This is a genomic window from Streptomyces sparsogenes (assembly GCF_001704635.1).
GTDB classification, from domain to species: domain Bacteria; phylum Actinomycetota; class Actinomycetes; order Streptomycetales; family Streptomycetaceae; genus Streptomyces; species Streptomyces sparsogenes.
Genome location: NZ_MAXF01000020.1, coordinates 126,589 through 142,487, shown reverse-complemented (window position 1 = coordinate 142,487; position 15,899 = coordinate 126,589). Strand labels below are relative to the sequence as shown.

Genomic DNA, 15,899 nt, shown 5'->3' with positions numbered 1-15,899 from the left:
AGGGCGATGCTCCGCCTTGCGATGTTCCCCCAGCTACCGCTGGGAGGTGCCCCCTGCGCCAGACGCCGCTCGCGGCCGGGCGCCCCCTTTGACGACAGACCCTAGATGCGCCGGATGCGCGCGGCCAGCGCATGGCCGATGATCAGGTAGACGAGCGCGGGCAGACCGTAGTTCAGCACGGTCCGCAGCCAGTCGGTGTCCATGGTGAACAGGTCGTGCGACCAGCTCGCCAGCCACCGGGCGGCGTCGTGCACGAAGGACACCAGGTCGTTCGCGCGGTTGGCGTCGAGGAGCGAGAAGAGGATCCACAGCCCGAGGATGACCGCGGTCACGTCCGCCGCGATCGCCACCACCCGGGCCGCCTCATTGCTTCCGTAGCGATAACTTCGGGACATGCCAGGCGGGTTGCCCGCTCACCCGAAGCCAAACGCGGCGGAGTGAGCCAAACGCGGAGAAGCCGACCGCGGCCGCGCGAGCGAAGCCCAATCGAACGGCCCGTCAGGTGTTGAGCTCGGCCAGGACCCGCAGGGTGTGCGGGTCGGGGGCGGTCACCAGCAGGTCGGTCACCGGGCCCGCGCGCCACAGCTCCAGCCGCTCCGCGATCCGCTCGCGCGGCCCGACCAGCGAGATCTCGTCCGCGAAGGCGTCCGGGACCGCCTGGATGGCCTCCTCGCGGCGGCCCGCGAGGAACAGCTCCTGGATCCGCCGCGCCTCCGCCTCGTAGCCCATGCGCGCCATCAGATCCGCGTGGAAGTTACGGGCCGCGTGGCCCATGCCGCCGATGTAGAAGCCGAGCATCGCCTTCACCGGCAGCAGCCCCTCCGCGACGTCCGCGCAGACCCGGGCCTGCGCCATGGGCGCCACCAAGAACCCCTTGGCCGCCTCGGCGAGCGCCGCCTCGAACAGCTCGGTGCGCAGCGGTGACCAGTACAGCGGCAGCCAGCCGTCGGCGATCCGCACGGTCTGCGCGATGTTCCTGGGGCCCTCGGCGCCCAGCAGCAGGGGCAGGTCGCCACGGAGCGGGTGGACGATCGGCTTGAGCGGCTTGCCGAGGCCGGTGGCGTCCGGCCCGGCGTACGGGTGCGCGTGGAAGCGCCCGTCCAGCCGCACCGGGGCCTCCCGGCGCAGCACCTGCCGGATGACCTCCACGTACTCGCGGGTGGCGGTCAGCGGGCTCTTCGGGAACGGGCGCCCGTACCAGCCCTCGACGACCTGCGGGCCGGACAGCCCGAGGCCCAGCATCATCCGGCCGCCGGAGAGGTGGTCGAGGGTGAGGGCGTGCATCGCGGTCGCGGTGGGGGTGCGGGCGGCCATCTGCGCGACGGCCGTGCCCAGCCTGACGCGGGTGGTGTGGGCGGCGATCCAGGTGAGCGGGGTGAAGGCGTCCGACCCCCAGGACTCGGCCGTCCACACTGAGTGATAGCCGAACCGCTCGGCCTGCCGGGCCAGTTCCAGATGGCGGGGGTCGGGGCCGCGGCCCCAGTAGCCGAGCGCCAGTCCGAGCCGCATGGCACCCCTTCCATCCCGTATGACGGTGCGTCAGGCCATCTGGACGCTCGGACTGTACGGGCCCGGTCCGGGAATGGCAACGGCCCCCCGCCCGGTAGACCGGTCGGGGGGCCGTCGCCCGGGAGGGTCAGCCGCGCTGGATCCCCGTGGTGTCCTGGAGCACGCCGCGGCGGCCGTCCTGCGTCTGGGCGACCAGCGCCTGACCGCGCTGCTCCACCGCGAGGTACCAGGTGCCGGGGGCCAGCTCGGCGATGGTCGACGACGAGCCGTCCTCCGCGTACAGGGGGCGGGCCACCGGCACCGCGAACCAGAACGGGGCGAAGTCCGAGCCGCCCGACGCCGGGGGCGGGGTCGGCTGGCTCTGGCCCGGCTGGGCGCCGAACGGCTGGGTCGGCTGGCCCGGCTGCGCGCCGAACGGGGCGGGACCGGGCTGCGCGGCACCCGGGCCCGGGTAGCCGTAGCCGGGCTGCGGGGCGGGGGCGCCGTACGGGGACGGGACCGGGCCGGCCGCGTTCATCAGCGGGGCCTTCAGGGCCGGGACCCGCTGGGTGAGCAGGGCGCCGGCGGCCAGCGCGAGGGTGGCGATCAGGCCGAGGATCTGGCCGACGCCCGAGTCGAGTTGCTTGGGGCCGCCGATGATCGTCCACAGCGAGGTCCACGCCGCGAACACCGCGAGGGCCGTGCCCCACTGGTCGAGCGCGAGCCCGAACAGGTTGCGGCCCTGGGGCTGGAAGCGCGCGGAGACGATGAGGGCGGCGGCGATCACACCGGCCAGGAAGATCGACGGCAGCACCGGGAAGATCTCGGACTCCCAGGCGTTGGTGCCGTTGTCGCCGTAGCACGGGCCATTGCAGTCGACCGTGTAGAAGTCGAGGAACGAGGCGATGAACAGCAACACCGCTGCTCCGATCACCACGCCGTCGCCTCGAGTGAGGGAGCGGATGTTCAACGTAGAAGTCCTTTGTCGGTTTCGTCTTTACGGGACGGCAGTCGCCGGGCGCGGGGCGCGAAGGCGTCGGGGGTGGTGCCCCATCGTACGGGTGAATCTATCGCCGGTGAGCAGGGGTGCCCGATCGGTGTCCCGGTCGTGACCTGCCGTTCGGGAGTTGTTGCGCTATCCGTTCAAGAAGTCCGTAATGCCCTGGGTGATCCCCCGGGCGGCGCGCTCCCGCCACGCCGCGTCGGTCAGTTGTGCCGCGTCCTTCGGGTCACGCATGTTGCCGCACTCGATGAACACCTTGGGAACGGTGGAGAGGTTGAGTCCGCCCAGGTCGTCGCGCACCTTCAGACCGGTGCCGTCGCCCATGTAGTTGGCGGGCTCGCTGCCGGTCGCCGCGCGGAACTCCCTCACCAGCCGCTCGCCGAGACGGCGGGAAGGCCCGGTGATCCCGGAGGTGTCGGCCCCGCCCCCGCGCACGGAGGCCGGCAGGATCACATGGAAACCGCGCTGCCCGGCGGCCGCCCCGTCCGCGTGGACCGAGACGGCGGCGTCGGCGTGCGCCTCGTTGCCGATCTCCGCCCGCTCGTCCACGCAGGGCCCGTACGCCCGGTCGCCGTCCTGGGTGAGGACGACCTTCGCGCCCCGGGCCTGGAGCAGGGCGCGCACGCGGCGCGAGACGTCCAGGGTGAAGGACGCCTCGGCATAGCCGGAGTTGGTGGCCGTGCCCGTGGTGTCGCACTCCTTCGTCGCCGTGCCGATGTCGACGCTGCGGGCGATCCGGGAGGGGTGGTCGCGGTTGGTCGGATTGTGGCCGGGATCGATGACCACGACCTTGCCGGCGAGCGGCCGGGCGGCGTCGTCCTTCGGACGTTTCGTCGCCGTGCCCGGCGGCCCGCCGCTGTGGGGCGGGGCGATCGAGGTGCTGTCGGCGGTCGGCCGGGAGCCGGCGTCGCCGTTCTCGGGGTCGCCCATGGAATCCCATATCAGCCACCCGGCGAGACAGGCGGGCACCAGCGCGGTCAGCACCACCGCGAGGGTGCCGCCACGGCGGCCCGGGCTGGGAGGAAAGCTTCCGTTCGACACTCGGGCGATGGTAGCCGTGCGGGACCGGCGGGCGCGGGCGGGTCGGCCAGGGCGGTCGAACGGGGGCAGCCGGGGGCAGGTCAGCCGGGCAGGGGCGGCCGGGCAGGGGCAGGCGGGCAGGGGCGGCAGGAGAGGGGCAGCCGGGCAGGGTCAGGCTGGTGGGGTCAGCCGGACGCGGCTGACTCCGTGCGGCGCAGCACGCGCAGCGAGCCGGTCGCGGAGACCTCCGTGAAGGCGCCCGAGGTGAGGGCGCGGCGGTAGACCCGGTACGGGGCCTGGCCGCCGTCGGCCGGGTCGGGGAACACGTCGTGGATCACCAGCAGCCCGCCGGGGGCCAGGTGCGGGGCCCAGCCCTCGTAGTCCGCGCTCGCGTGCTCGTCGGTGTGGCCGCCGTCGATGAACACCAGCCCGACCTGCTTGCCCCACACGCCCGCGACCTGCGGGGACCGGCCGACGACGGCGATCACATGGTCCTCGAGACCCGCGGCGTGGAGGGTGCGGCGGAAGGTCGGCAGGGTGTCCATCCGGCCGACCTCCGGGTCGACGACCTCCGGGTCGTGGTACTCCCAGCCGGGCTGCTGCTCCTCGGAGCCGCGGTGGTGGTCGACGGTGACCGCGACCGTGCCCGCCGCGCGGGCGGCGGCGGCCAGCAGGATCGTGGAGCGGCCGCAGTACGTGCCGACCTCCAGGAGCGGCAGCCGCAGCGCGGCGGCCGCGTCCGCCGCGGCGGCGTACAGGGCGAGGCCCTCGTCCACGGGCATGAAGCCCTTCGCGGCCTCGAACGCGGCCAGCGTACGGGCGTCGGGCGTACGGGCGTCGGGGGTCTCGGTGGGAGCGCCGGCGGGGGCGGAGGCAGCAGGCTGGGTCACCCGGCCATCGTGCCGTACGGCGCGGCGGCGGGGCAGCGGGGGTGGCGGTATCGGGTGGCGGTACCGGGCGGTGGTGCGCGGAGCCGGGCTCGGCCTTGGCCCATGGGCCGATCCCCGGCGTCACCGACATGATCAGTCCCTCCGGCGCTTCACCCGGCGCCCCCGGCGTAGCGCGAGCGCGCGCCCCGGCTTGCGCACATGCGTGTGCGCCTCCTACGCGAGCTCTACGCCCAACACCCCCCTTAGGTACGACAAAAATACGATGCACCTCGCCTCGCTCGATGCCAGCATCACGGCCATGTCCGCCCACACCCCCTCCGCCACGGACCACTCATCCGCCGCCCCCCGCGTCACCCCACCGGCCTGGGCGGTGATGCTGGTGGCGTGCGCGGGACAGTTCCTGGTGGTCCTGGACGTCTCGGTGGTCAATGTCGCGCTGCCGTCCATGCGTACGGACCTGGGGCTCGGCGAGACCGCGCTCCAGTGGGTGGTCAACGCCTACGCGCTCACCTTCGCCGGGTTCCTGCTGCTCGGCGGGCGGGCCGCCGACCTCTTCGGCCGCAAGCGGGCCTTCCTCGTGGGCCTCGGCCTGTTCACCGCGGCCAGCCTCGCGGGCGGGCTCGCCCAGCAGCCCTGGCAGCTGATCGCCGCCCGCGCCGCCCAGGGCCTGGGCGCGGCCGTGCTCTCCCCGGCCACCCTCACCATCCTCACCACCTCCTTCCCGGGCGGCGCGGCGCGCACCCGGGCGATCGGCACCTGGACGGCGGTCGGCGCGGGCGGCGGCGCCGCGGGCGGGCTGGTCGGCGGGCTGCTCACCGACTACCTCTCCTGGCGCTGGGTGCTGCTGGTCAACGTGCCCGTGGGCGCGCTGGTCCTGGTCGCAGCGGGCTGGTGGCTGGTCGAGAGCCGGGCGGCGGCCGGCCGCCGGCTCGACGTACCGGGGGCGGTCCTCGTCACGACGGGGGTCGCCTCCCTCGCGTACGGCATCGTGGGGACCGAGCAGCACGGCTGGGGCGCCGCCGCCTCGCTCGTACCGCTGCTCGGCGGGTGCGCGCTGCTCGTCGCCTTCGTCGCCGTGGAGGCGCGCACCCGGGAGCCGCTCATGCCGCTCGGTCTGTTCCGCGTCAGGGCGGTCTCGGCGGCCAACGCGGTGATGCTGGTGTGCGGCGGCGGCATGTTCGCCATGTGGTACTTCATGTCCCTCTACCTGCAGAACGTGCTGCACTTCAGCCCCGTCCAGGCCGGGCTGGCCTTCCTCCCGCACACCCTGTCCATCATCCTCGGCTCCAAGCTCGCGCCCCGGCTGATGGGCGTGGTCAGCGGCAAGACGCTGGCGATGGCCGGCGGGACCATGGCCGTCGTCGGCTACGCCTGGCAGAGTCGGATGGACGCCGACGGCACCTTCCTCGGCACCGTCCTGGGCCCCGCGATCGTCATGTCGCTCGGCTCCGGCCTGATGATGACCCCGCTGGCCACCGCCGCCACCTCGCGCGCCGCGCCGTCCGAGGCCGGACTGGTGGCGGGCCTGGTCAACACCAGCCGCCAGATCGGCGGCGCGCTCGGCCTGGCGGTCCTGACCGCGGTCGCCGCCGACCGCATCTCGGCGACGGCGACGGCTGCCACGACCGCGACCGGAGCCGGGGGCGGTGCCGGGGACGGCAGCGGCGGCACCGGCGACGGGCCGGGGCCGGTGGCGCTGGCGGCCGGGTACGGCCACGCGTTCACCGTGGCCTCGTGCATCATCGCGGCCGCCGTGGTGCTGATGGCCGTGGCCCTCCCGCACCGCCGCCCCTGAGAATTCCTCCGCGGCCGGGCAACGGTTCGCCGCCTTCGTGGACTCCGTAAGGCGAAGGAGGTGCCCATGGGGGACACGACGGCGGACCGGGACGAGGAGTTCCGGGAGTTCGTCGCCGCGCGCTGGCCTCGGCTGCTGCGCACGGCGTATCTGCTGTGCGGCGAGCAGCACACGGCCGAGGACCTGGTCCAGTCGGCCCTGGTCCGGGTCTATGTCGCATGGCGGCGGGTCCGCGCCGCGGACGAGCCGGACGCCTATGTGCGTCGCGTGCTGGTCAACGAGCACGCGCGGCGCCACCGCAGAAAGCTGAAGGAGCTGCTGACCCTCTCCCAGGACCACGCCGACGGCTCGCAGACGCCCGACCGGGACCGGATCTCCCTGGCCGACGACCGGGAGATGCTGCGCCACGCCCTGGCGCAGCTCCCGCCCAGGCAGCGTCAGGCCGTGGTGTTGCGGTACTGGGAGGACCTCAGCGAGTCACAGGTGGCGGTCGCCATGGGCTGCTCGGTCGGAACGGTCAAGAGCCAGGCGGCGAAGGGGCTGGCGAAGCTGCGGGCGGCGCTGGCGCGCGAAGACGTGACCGCGGGTCACGGGGAGGTGCGATGAACAGGGAGTCGTGGTACGCGGAGCCCGAGTACGCGGGGGACCCGGACCGTGAAGGGGGCGAATTGGCCGACCGGCTGGGCACGATCGCGGACGAGGTGACCATCGGCCCCGCGCCCTACCCGGACGTGGTCCGCGCCGGCCGCCGGCGCAGGGCCCGCCGCCGGGTGGGAGCCACCGCGCTGGCGGTCACGGCCGTGCTGGTGGCCGGAGGAGTGGGCCTCGGGCAGTTCGGCGAGTCCGGCCGGGGAGGGACGGCGTCCGCCGCGGCCGCCCCGGCGTCGGCGCCCGCCCCGCTGGACCCGGTCACGACCGTCGTGGCCAAGGGGACGGCCCACGGGAAGCGGTGGCAGGTCTCGGTCACCGTCTACGGGCCCGCGCGGACGAAGGAGGAGGCCCGCCGCCAGTACGATCTGGCGACGCGCCGGGGGGACGCCTACCCGATACTCAACGACACGTGGGAGGGGAAGTACCCGAAGACCCTGCGCATCGGCGTGACCTGGTTCTCCACCCGGGTGACCGAGGGCGGGGGGAAGCCGCGGACGATGGCGGACTGGGTGTCGCCGAAGCCCGGCAAGGGGGAGACGCTGCTGGGCGGCTCGTACCAGCACCAGGGTGCCGAGGCCGCCCCGGTGGGGATGGCGTGGCTGGCGCCGGACGTGGAGCGCGTGGTGATCCACTGGAAGGGCGGTTCGACCGACGAGCCGAAGCTGCTCCGGGTGAAGGGCACCGACGTCCGCTGGATCGTCAGCGAGCGCCCGGCCGCCGGGGTACCGGACGATTTCATCGACCTCTACGACGCCACGGGGAAGCGGACGCGGCTCGGGCCCGCCATGCGGCAGGAGGACGTGATCGGGACGAAAGCGCGGGCGAAGGCGAAGACGCCCGGGAGGTGACGTCGGGCGGGCGGCCCACGGCGGGCTTCGGCGGACACCGGAGCCCGCTCTCACAGCCAGCCGTTCTGGCGCGCCGCCCGCACCGCCTCCATGCGGTTGCGGGTCTGCGTCTTGCCGATGGCCGAGGAGAGGTAGTTGCGGACGGTGGCGGGGGAGAGGTGGACCTTGGCGGCGATGTCGGCGACGGTCGCCCCGTCCACCGCCGCCGACAGCACGTCCCGTTCGCGTGGCGTCAGCGGGTTGGGGCCCGCGCTCAGGGCCGCGGCGGCCAGGCCCGGGTCGATGACCCGCTCGCCCGCGAGCACCCGGCGGACCGCGACGGCCAGCTCCTCGACCGGGCCGTCCTTGACCAGGAAGCCCGCGGCCCCCGCCTCCATCGCCCGGCGCAGATAGCCGGGGCGGCCGAAGGTGGTGAGGATCAGCACCTGACATGCCGGGAGCGCCTCGCGCAGCGCGGCGGCGGCGTCCAGGCCGCTGCGGCCCGGGAGTTCGATGTCGAGGAGGGCCACGTCAGGGCGTGTCTCCAGGGCGCGGGGCACGATCTCGTCGCCCGCGCCCACCTGCGCGACGATCTCGAAATCCGGCTCCAGGCCGAGCAGCAGGGCCAGCGCGCCCCGCATCATGCCCTGGTCCTCGGCCAGCAGTAGCCTGATCACGCGGTCCGGACCTCCTTGGCGTCCATCGGACCCCCTTCCCTGTCCTGCCCGTTGGCACCGTCGCCGTCCACCGGCAGCGCGGCCACGAGCCGGAAGCCGCGGCGCCCGGCCGGGCCCGCCTCCAGCGAGCCGCCCGCCGAGGCCAGCCGCTCGGCCAGGCCCTTGAGGCCCGTACCTCCCCGCCCACCAGGGACGGCTTCACCGGCGGAACGGGAGCCTACGCCGTTCCCGTCGTCGACGATCTCCAGGCGCACCCGACCGGCCTCCTGATGGACCTCGATCTCGCACCGGCGCGCCCCGCTGTGCCGCACCACATTGGTGACGCCCTCGCGGACCACCCAGCCCAGCAGCGCCTCGGCCTGCGGGGGGAGCGGCGGACCGGACCGGCGGACGACGGAGTCGACGCCGGAGGCGTCCAGCAGGGAGCGGGCGCGGTCCAGCTCGGTCGCCAGGCTGCCCTCGCGGTAGCCGGTGACGGCCTCCCGGATCTCGGTGAGGGCCTGCCGGCCGACGGCCTCGATGTCGGCGGCCTGGCCCAGCGCGGCGTCCAGGTCGCGCGGCGCGAGCCGGCGTACGGCCTCCGCCTTGACCACCACCACGGACATGGTGTGGCCCAGCAGGTCGTGCAGATCGCGGGAGAAGCGCAGCCGCTCCTTCTCGACGGCGCTGCGGGCCAGCTCCTGGCGGGTCGCGCGGAGTTCGGCGACGGTGTCGAAGAGCGACAGGATGGCCGCCGTGACCAGACCGGACAACATCGTCCCGTAGGCGACGGTCATCGCCTCGTCCCCGCCGCCGCGCCAGCCGGAGACGATCCCGGCGGAGGCCGAGTACAGCAGGATCAGCGGCCCCAGCGGGCGGCCCCGCAGCACGATGCCGGTGGCCAGCGACAGCAGCGGGAAGCAGAGCAGCCAGTTGTCCGCGTAGCCGATGGCCAGCGCGTAGCCGACGAGGGCCAGCCCGGCGAGCGAGCCGACGCACAGCGGGGTGTGGCGGCGCCGCCTGTCGAGGCCGGTGAAGACCGTGGCGGCGTACAGCGCGCAGAAGGCGACCACCCCGGCGGCGCCGAGCCACGGCAGCGGGGTCTCGCCCTGGACGAGGTCCATGACGCCCCCCGTGAGCATGAACAACCAGGGCAGGAAGGCGACCGGCCCGGGCGGCCTGCGGCGGGCGATGCGCGGGGTCTCCGGGGCGTCGGCGGTTCTGGCAGACATGGTCCGAGGTTACGGAAGCCATCGGTGAGCTGGGCAGATCCGGTTGTCAGAGCGTGGCCCGTGACATTTGTCCCGGCCGGGCGCGGGGCGGGGCCGCAAGGGATCCGGGCGAGACCTGACGCATCGTCAGCAGTCTTCCCACCGGGAGGGGATTGGGCTATACATGGGCCATCGGCTAGAACACGTTCCTGTGTCGATACGCGGCTCCGCCGCGCGGGCCGCCCAACACGCCCGTACACCGGAAACACAGCGGCCGACCAGTTACGACCCCGGCACGGCCGACGGTGCGGACGGGCGGGCCGGGGTCTTCCACAGCGTGGCGAGGAGTGCTCTCAGCGATGCCCATCGATGCCGCCAAGGCCGTCTCGGCCGAACCCCGGACGACGGCTCTCACCTGGGGCCACAAGGACATCCAGCTCTACCACCTCGGCGTGGGCGCGGGCATCCCCGCCACCGACCCCGACGAGCTCCGCTACACCCTCGAGAGCAGGCTGCACGTCCTCCCCAGCTTCGCCACGGTCGCCGGCGGCGGCATGGCGCTGGCCGGCGGCCTCAGCGCCCCCGGCGTGGACGTCGACCTCGCCGCCGTCCTGCACGGCGGCCAGACCATCGAGCTGCACCGGCCCATCCCGCTCGCCGGGGACGCCACCCAGACCTCCAAGGTCGCCGCCGTCTACGACAAGGGCAAGGCCGCGGTCATCGTGCTGCGCAGCGAGGTCGCCGACGCGGACGGCCCGCTGTGGACCTGCGACAGCCGGATCTTCGTACGCGGAGAGGGCGGATTCGGCGGCGAACGCGGGCCCGCCGACCGCGTCGAACCCCCCGCGCGCGAGCCCGACCTGACCGTGGAGCGGCCGATCCGCGAGGACCAGGCGCTGCTCTACCGCCTCTCCGGGGACTGGAACCCGCTGCACGCCGACCCCGAGTTCGCCAAGGTCGCGGGCTTCGACCGGCCGATCCTGCACGGCCTGTGCTCCTACGGGATCGCGCTCAAGGCCGTCGTGGACACCGCCCTGGGCGGCGACGTGGCCGGCGTCCGCTCGTACACCACGCGGTTCGCCGGGGTGGTCTTCCCCGGCGAGACGCTGCGCATCCGGATGTGGCGGGAGCCCGGCCAGGTGCGGCTGCTGGCCACGGCCGTCGAACGGGACGACGCGCCGGTCCTGACCGACACGGCGGTCGTGCACCACTGAGGAACCTGAGGAATCTGAGGAACCCGAAGAACCCCACCTCGCACCTCCCACGGACGAGAGGAGCCGCTGTGCGCGCAGCCGTACTGCACGAGATAGGGCAGGACAAGCTCGAGGTCGTCGACGACATGGAGGCGGTGGGCTTCGGACCGGGCAAGGTCAGGCTGAGCGTCAAGGCCACCGGGCTGTGCCACTCCGACCTGTCCGCCATGAGCGGCGTACTGCCTCAGCCCGGGCCCTTCGTCCCCGGCCACGAGGGCGCGGGCGAGATCGTCGAGGTGGGGGAGGGCGTGACCGGACTGAGCCCGGGCGACCGGGCGCTGGTGTGCTGGCTGCCCGCCTGCGGCTCGTGTCCGGCCTGCGAGCGCGGCCAGACCCACCTGTGCCTGGCCGGCTTCATGAACGCCGGCACCCCCAACTTCAAGCGCCCGGGCGCCACCCCCCAGGACATCTTCGGCTTCGCCGGGACCGGCACCTTCGCCGAGGAGGCCGTGCTGCCCGCGCAGTGCGCCGTGCCGATCCCGGACGACGTCCCGTACGAGATCGCGGCCCTCATCGGCTGCGGGGTGACCACGGGCCTCGGCGCCGCCCTCAACACGGCCGAGGTCGAGGCGGGCTCCTCGGTCGCGGTCATCGGCTGCGGCGGCGTGGGCATCAGCGCCATCCAGGGCGCCCGGGCGGCGGGCGCCGCGCAGATCGTCGCCGTCGACCCCGTCGAGTCGCGGCGCGAGGCGGCGCTCCGCTTCGGCGCCACCGAATCCGTCGCTCCCGAGGGCCTGGCCGACGCCAAGAACCGCGTCACGGCGGGTGAGGGCTTCGACTACGTCTTCGAGGTCGTCGGCAGGTCCGCCACCGCCCGCACCGCCTACGAGGCGACGCGGCGCGGCGGCACGCTGTGCGTGGTCGGGGCGGGGGCGCTGGACGACTTCCTCCAGCTCAGCATGTTCGAGCTGTTCTTCGACGAGAAGCGGATCCTGCCCTCGCTGTACGGCGGCGGGGACGTGCTCCGCTCGTACCGCCGGGCCGTCGCGCTGTGGCGGGCGGGCCGGATCGACCTCGAAGGGCTCATCACCCACCGCGTACGGCTCACCGAGATCAACGACGCGCTGGACCAGATGCGCACGGGAGAGGCGCTGCGCACCTGCGTCGAGGTCTGACGCCGCCCCGCGCCTCGCGCGCCGCCCGCACGACCTGGCAGCCGACCCTGGAGACCGACCCGGACCCGGGAGGACGTTCCATGCCCAACACGCCACTGGCGGGGAAGACCGCCATCGTCACCGGGGCCGGGCGCGGCCTCGGCCGCGCCGAGGCCCTGGAGCTGGCGCGCCTGGGCGCCCGCGTCGTCGTCAACGACTTCGGCCGCCCCGGGCGCGACGGCTCGGGCGAGGCGTCCGCCGCCCCCGCCGAGGCGGTGGCGGCGGAGATCCGGGCGGCCGGGGGAGACGCCACCGCCCACGTCGGGGACGTGGCCGACTTCGACCAGGCGGCCGAGCTGGTGCGGCTCGCGGTCGACACGTACGGCGCGCTCGACATCCTGGTCAACAACGCGGGCATCCTGCGGGACCGGATGGTCTTCTCGATGAGCGAGGACGAGTGGGACTCCGTCATCCGCGTCCACCTCAAAGGCCACTTCAACACCACCCGCTTCGCCGCCGCCCACTGGCGCGAGCGATCCAAGGCGGCGGACGGCGGCCCCGTCCACGGCCGGATCGTGAACACCTCCTCCGAGGCCTTCCTCGCCGGCTCCCCGGGCCAGCCGAACTACGCGGCGGCCAAGGGCGGCATCGTCGGGCTCACCACCTCCACGGCGGCCGCGCTCGCCAAGTACGGCGTCACGGCCAACGTCATCTGCCCGCGCGCCCGCACCCGCATGACCGAGGACGTCTTCGCCGCCCTCGAACCCCCCGAGGACGGCACCCTCGACGCACTCGCCCCCGAACACGTCGCCCCCCTCGTCGGCTACCTGGCGGCGCCGGGGGCGGCGGGGGTGACCGGGCAGGTCTTCGTCGTCCACGGCGGCATGGTCGCCGTCCTGGAGCGGCCGAAGGTGGCGGTCAAGGTGGACACGGCCAAGGACGTCTTCACCTTCGAGGAGCTGGACGCGGCCCTGACGCCCTACTTCGCCGGCCGCCCCCGCGCGGAGACCTTCGCGGCGGTGGAGGTGCTGGGGCTCAAGCGCGGGTAGGGCCGCTGCGCTGACCTCCTCGTTATGATGCGGCTTCTGCCACGGCCTGAGGGGGACACATGTCGACTCGCACGCTGACCGCGCTCGCTATCGGCTCACTTCTCCTGGTCGCGGGATGTTCGGGCGGCGGCGGTGACGACAAGAGCGGCGGTGGCGCCAAGGGCGCCGGCGACGCGCCGTCCAACAGCGCCGGGCCGTCGTCGACCGCCTCGCAGCCCAGGTATACCAAGTTCGCCGACTTCCCGGGCAAGGACTTTGTGACGACCGAACCGGGGATGCCCCTCGGCCTGCGGGTGAAGCCGGTGGACACCAGCTGGACGCCCGAGCTGGCAGGCAAGTCGGCCGAGCCCGGGAAGCACTATGTCGCCGTCTACGTCGCCGTGACCGGGGAACTGCCCGACCGTGCGGTGGAAGAGGCCGAGATCAAATACCTTCGGCTGAAGTACAAGTCGACGGAGCATCCGTGCGAGATCGGGGAGAGCGGCTACTGCTTCGCCGAGGCGTACCCCAGCAGCGAGCTGGTGGACCTCGATGACGTCCAGCAGGACACGGGCGGCGACTGGCGCACCTACGGCTGGAGCGAATCCCTCCTGGGGAGCACCGTCGAGCAGGGCGCGACCAAGGTCGGCGTGGTCGGGTTCAGCCTGTCGGACACGGAGAAGGCCACGTCGTTCGAGCTGTGCGGGCCCACGAAGAAGGTCGAGGTGGACACCGACGAGTTCCCCTGCGTCCCGGTCAAGGCGCCGAGCCGGACCTAGGGGTCTGAGCCGGACTTAGAGCCCGAGCCGGACCTAGGGTCTGAGCCGGACTTAGGGTCTGAGCCGGACCTAGGGTCTTCCAGACCAGCGGGCGGACCACATCCGACGTGGGCCGGGACCCCGGCGGGGTCCCGGCCCCGTGGCGGGCCAGGTCAGCCGGCTTTTCAGGACGCCGCCGTCTCGCCGGGGCGGCGGTGACGGCCGTGGGGCGGGGTCTGGGCGTCTTCGGACGCGGCCGGGCCCCGGTGCTTGCCGTGGACGGTGTCGGCGGCCCCCGCGGCGGCGGCCGCCTCCTGCGGACGCGACTCGGTCGTGTTCGTGCGGGCTTGGGACATCTGGGAAGTCACCCCGTCAGATCGCTGCGTACGGTGTACGGGAGGCCGATCAGGAAGTCAACTCGCCACGACGTCACGACGAGGGTCAAGAGACGTCAACACGTGTCACCGGGCGCCCCGCGGGTGAACGGAACGCGGCTGCCGTGGCCCCCCGCAGGAGTCTAACCAGAGCGTCGATCTCGGACCCAACGGGGTGGACGGGGCGGGCGGGGCTCATGGGACGGATGGGACGGACGGAGCTGGTCGCGGCGGGCGAGCGGGGCCTGCTGGAGTGGTACGGGCCGCGCGGCCACACCAGGCCCGGGAGCGAGGTCGAGCGCGGGGCCGGGCATGAGCTGGGGTCTGAGCCGGTGGGCGGGCAAGCGCTCGGGCAGGCGTGCAGGCCCCTGTTCGGGCTCCCGTCCGGCGATGCCCCCCTGCCCGGGCTCCCGTCCGGCGATGCCCCCCTGCTCGCCCGCGAGCCCCTCCTCCCGCACCCGTACGGGCTCCCGCTGTTGCAGCGGTAGCTGCTCCCGCTCCCGCTGCGGGAGGCGCTCCCTCCCCCGCTCGGCACCGGCAGGTGGCCCGGAGCCAGGTCCGCCGTCGCGCCGGGGTTCCTGCCCGGCCTCGGGGCCGGGCTCCGCCTCCGGGCCGGTCTCCTGCGCGACCCCGGCCCAGGACCCCGTCCCGGCCCACGGCTCCACCCCGGTCTCGCCCCCGGGGGCCGCCGCCCCCGCCCCGACCCGGGTCCACGCGGCCACCGCCACCCCGGCCGCGAGCGACGGCGACGCGACCCGCGCCACCCGGGGCGGCTCCGGTGGCTCGGGCATCCGCAGCCGCGCCAGCCCGCACGGCACCTGCCCCGTCGCGTACGGCAGCCGCAGCTCGCCGTCGCGGGACCACAGGCCCGCGCCGGCCAGCCAGCCCTCCGGCGCCGGGAGCTGCCGCAACCGCCGCTCGGACGGCCGCCACAGACCCACCCACGGCCGCCCGGCCGGGCCGTCCATGCGGAAGGCCACCGCGCACGCCTCCGGCGTCAGCACCTGCCCCGGCTGCACCGCGAAGGGCGTGGCCTCGGCCTGCGCGGGCCGCAAACAGTCGGGGAACCTGACGGGCCGGGCGCTGCCCAGCACCCCCCACCCCAGCCGCTCGTCCCCGGGCGCGTCGGACCGTACGAGCAGCAGCCCGCTGTCCGGGTCGGCCAGCAGCAGCCGGTCGTCGCTGTCGTCGGTGATCTGCAGCAGCGGGCTGGTCTCGCCGCCGCGGCGCAGATCGACGACCACGGTCTTGGTGCGGCCGTCGAGCCGCCGGTCGAGGGCGAGCAGCCGCCCCGTACGGTCCAGCCAGATGCCGCCCGTGCAGTGGCCGGGCACCTCGGCCAGGTGCTGCGGCCCGAAGCCGCCGCCGTGCACCAGCCACACCGAGGTCGACCGCTCGCCGTGGCCCAGCGCGAAGGCGGAGGAGCCGCCGGGCGCGGGGGGCAGCAGCGACAGCTCGGCGCACTCGACGGCCCCGAGCGGCCGCTCACCGGTGCCGGGGCCGGCCGGGTAGAGCAGGGACAGGGTGTGGCGGCCGGCCACCCGGCGGCGGATCAGCACCTGCCCGTCGGCGAGGGGCAGCACCTCGCTGTCCGGCTCCTCGGGCTGGGCGGCGGGCAGCGGCACCGCGTACGGCTCGGGCCCGTCGAGCGTCCACCGCTCCGGGAACCAGCACCCGGCCTCGCCGCTGAGCGCGAGCCGGGCACCGTACGACCCGTCCGCGGCGATCGTGAACGCCGCTCGGCGCCGCTGGGCGGCGCCCAGGGCACCGGTGGGGCCTGCGGCGAGCGCGGCATCGAAGGCACAGGCTGTCATCGTTGAGTCACCTCCGACCACTCAACGTAGTTTTCGC

At 74.3% G+C, this 15,899-nt stretch carries 15 protein-coding genes and 1 pseudogene; 7 read left to right on the top strand and 9 right to left on the bottom strand.

Annotated features, from left to right (window positions below; all coding sequences use genetic code 11):
* Positions 1–101: 101 nt before the first annotated feature.
* The 5 genes from BBH68_RS03700 to BBH68_RS03680 all read right to left on the bottom strand — a co-directional run bounded on the left by BBH68_RS03700 (position 102) and on the right by BBH68_RS03680 (position 4,401).
* Positions 102–395, bottom strand: a complete 294-nt coding sequence (locus BBH68_RS03700; RefSeq protein ID WP_065958786.1) for a hypothetical protein — start codon at positions 393–395, stop codon at positions 102–104.
* A gap of 103 nt (positions 396–498) precedes the next feature.
* On the bottom strand, positions 499–1,509 hold the full coding sequence (locus BBH68_RS03695; protein ID WP_065958785.1) for an LLM class F420-dependent oxidoreductase: 1,011 nt from the start codon (positions 1,507–1,509) through the stop codon (positions 499–501).
* Positions 1,510–1,636: 127 nt separating this feature from the next.
* Positions 1,637–2,458, bottom strand: coding sequence for a DUF5336 domain-containing protein (locus BBH68_RS03690; RefSeq protein WP_065958784.1), 822 nt, complete (start codon positions 2,456–2,458; stop codon positions 1,637–1,639).
* Positions 2,459–2,623: 165 nt separating this feature from the next.
* Complete coding sequence (locus BBH68_RS03685) at positions 2,624–3,532, bottom strand: N-acetylmuramoyl-L-alanine amidase (RefSeq protein ID WP_065958783.1); 909 nt, start codon at positions 3,530–3,532, stop codon at positions 2,624–2,626.
* Between the two features lie 164 nt (positions 3,533–3,696).
* Entirely contained in the window at positions 3,697–4,401 is a 705-nt protein-coding gene (locus BBH68_RS03680; protein WP_065958782.1) for a class I SAM-dependent methyltransferase, read from the bottom strand.
* Positions 4,402–4,699: 298 nt separating this feature from the next.
* Here BBH68_RS03680 and BBH68_RS03675 point away from each other — a divergent pair, with 298 nt between their 5' ends.
* From BBH68_RS03675 to BBH68_RS03665, 3 genes are all read left to right on the top strand, one after another.
* The gene (locus BBH68_RS03675) at positions 4,700–6,196 is read left to right on the top strand and encodes an MFS transporter (RefSeq protein WP_065958781.1); all 1,497 of its coding nucleotides are present in this window, start codon (positions 4,700–4,702) and stop codon (positions 6,194–6,196) included.
* Between the two features lie 66 nt (positions 6,197–6,262).
* Complete coding sequence (locus BBH68_RS03670) at positions 6,263–6,802, top strand: SigE family RNA polymerase sigma factor (protein WP_065958780.1); 540 nt, start codon at positions 6,263–6,265, stop codon at positions 6,800–6,802.
* Entirely contained in the window at positions 6,799–7,695 is an 897-nt protein-coding gene (locus BBH68_RS03665) for a double-stranded RNA binding motif domain-containing protein (RefSeq protein WP_065958779.1), read from the top strand. The genes BBH68_RS03670 and BBH68_RS03665 overlap by 4 nt, the downstream gene beginning before the upstream one ends.
* 50 nt (positions 7,696–7,745) lie before the next feature.
* Here the strand turns inward: BBH68_RS03665 and BBH68_RS03660 are convergent, their stop codons facing one another.
* The gene (locus BBH68_RS03660; RefSeq protein ID WP_065958778.1) at positions 7,746–8,351 is read right to left on the bottom strand and encodes a response regulator transcription factor; all 606 of its coding nucleotides are present in this window, start codon (positions 8,349–8,351) and stop codon (positions 7,746–7,748) included.
* The gene (locus BBH68_RS03655; protein WP_065958777.1) at positions 8,348–9,562 is read right to left on the bottom strand and encodes a sensor histidine kinase; all 1,215 of its coding nucleotides are present in this window, start codon (positions 9,560–9,562) and stop codon (positions 8,348–8,350) included. Before BBH68_RS03655 ends, BBH68_RS03660 begins: the two co-directional genes overlap by 4 nt.
* Positions 9,563–9,900: 338 nt before the next feature.
* Here BBH68_RS03655 and BBH68_RS03650 point away from each other — a divergent pair, with 338 nt between their 5' ends.
* The 4 genes from BBH68_RS03650 to BBH68_RS03635 all read left to right on the top strand — a co-directional run bounded on the left by BBH68_RS03650 (position 9,901) and on the right by BBH68_RS03635 (position 13,695).
* Positions 9,901–10,755, top strand: a complete 855-nt coding sequence (locus BBH68_RS03650) for a MaoC/PaaZ C-terminal domain-containing protein (RefSeq protein ID WP_065958776.1) — start codon at positions 9,901–9,903, stop codon at positions 10,753–10,755.
* 68 nt (positions 10,756–10,823) lie between these two features.
* Positions 10,824–11,909 carry a Zn-dependent alcohol dehydrogenase gene (locus BBH68_RS03645; protein WP_065958775.1) on the top strand — a complete coding sequence of 362 codons (1,086 nt, stop codon included), beginning with the start codon at positions 10,824–10,826 and terminating at the stop codon, positions 11,907–11,909.
* Positions 11,910–11,989: 80 nt separating this feature from the next.
* Positions 11,990–12,937 carry a 3-oxoacyl-ACP reductase gene (locus tag BBH68_RS03640; RefSeq protein ID WP_065958774.1) on the top strand — a complete coding sequence of 316 codons (948 nt, stop codon included), beginning with the start codon at positions 11,990–11,992 and terminating at the stop codon, positions 12,935–12,937.
* 59 nt (positions 12,938–12,996) lie between these two features.
* Entirely contained in the window at positions 12,997–13,695 is a 699-nt protein-coding gene (locus BBH68_RS03635; RefSeq protein WP_065958773.1) for a hypothetical protein, read from the top strand.
* Positions 13,696–13,859: 164 nt separating this feature from the next.
* On the opposite strand, the gene BBH68_RS41755 is transcribed toward BBH68_RS03635, so the two are convergent.
* Positions 13,860–14,030, bottom strand: a complete 171-nt coding sequence (locus tag BBH68_RS41755; RefSeq protein WP_170066527.1) for a hypothetical protein — start codon at positions 14,028–14,030, stop codon at positions 13,860–13,862.
* A 746-nt stretch (positions 14,031–14,776) separates the two neighbouring features.
* A pseudogene (locus BBH68_RS03630) lies at positions 14,777–15,862 on the bottom strand (hypothetical protein); the annotation flags it as partial.
* Positions 15,863–15,899 lie beyond the last annotated feature (37 nt).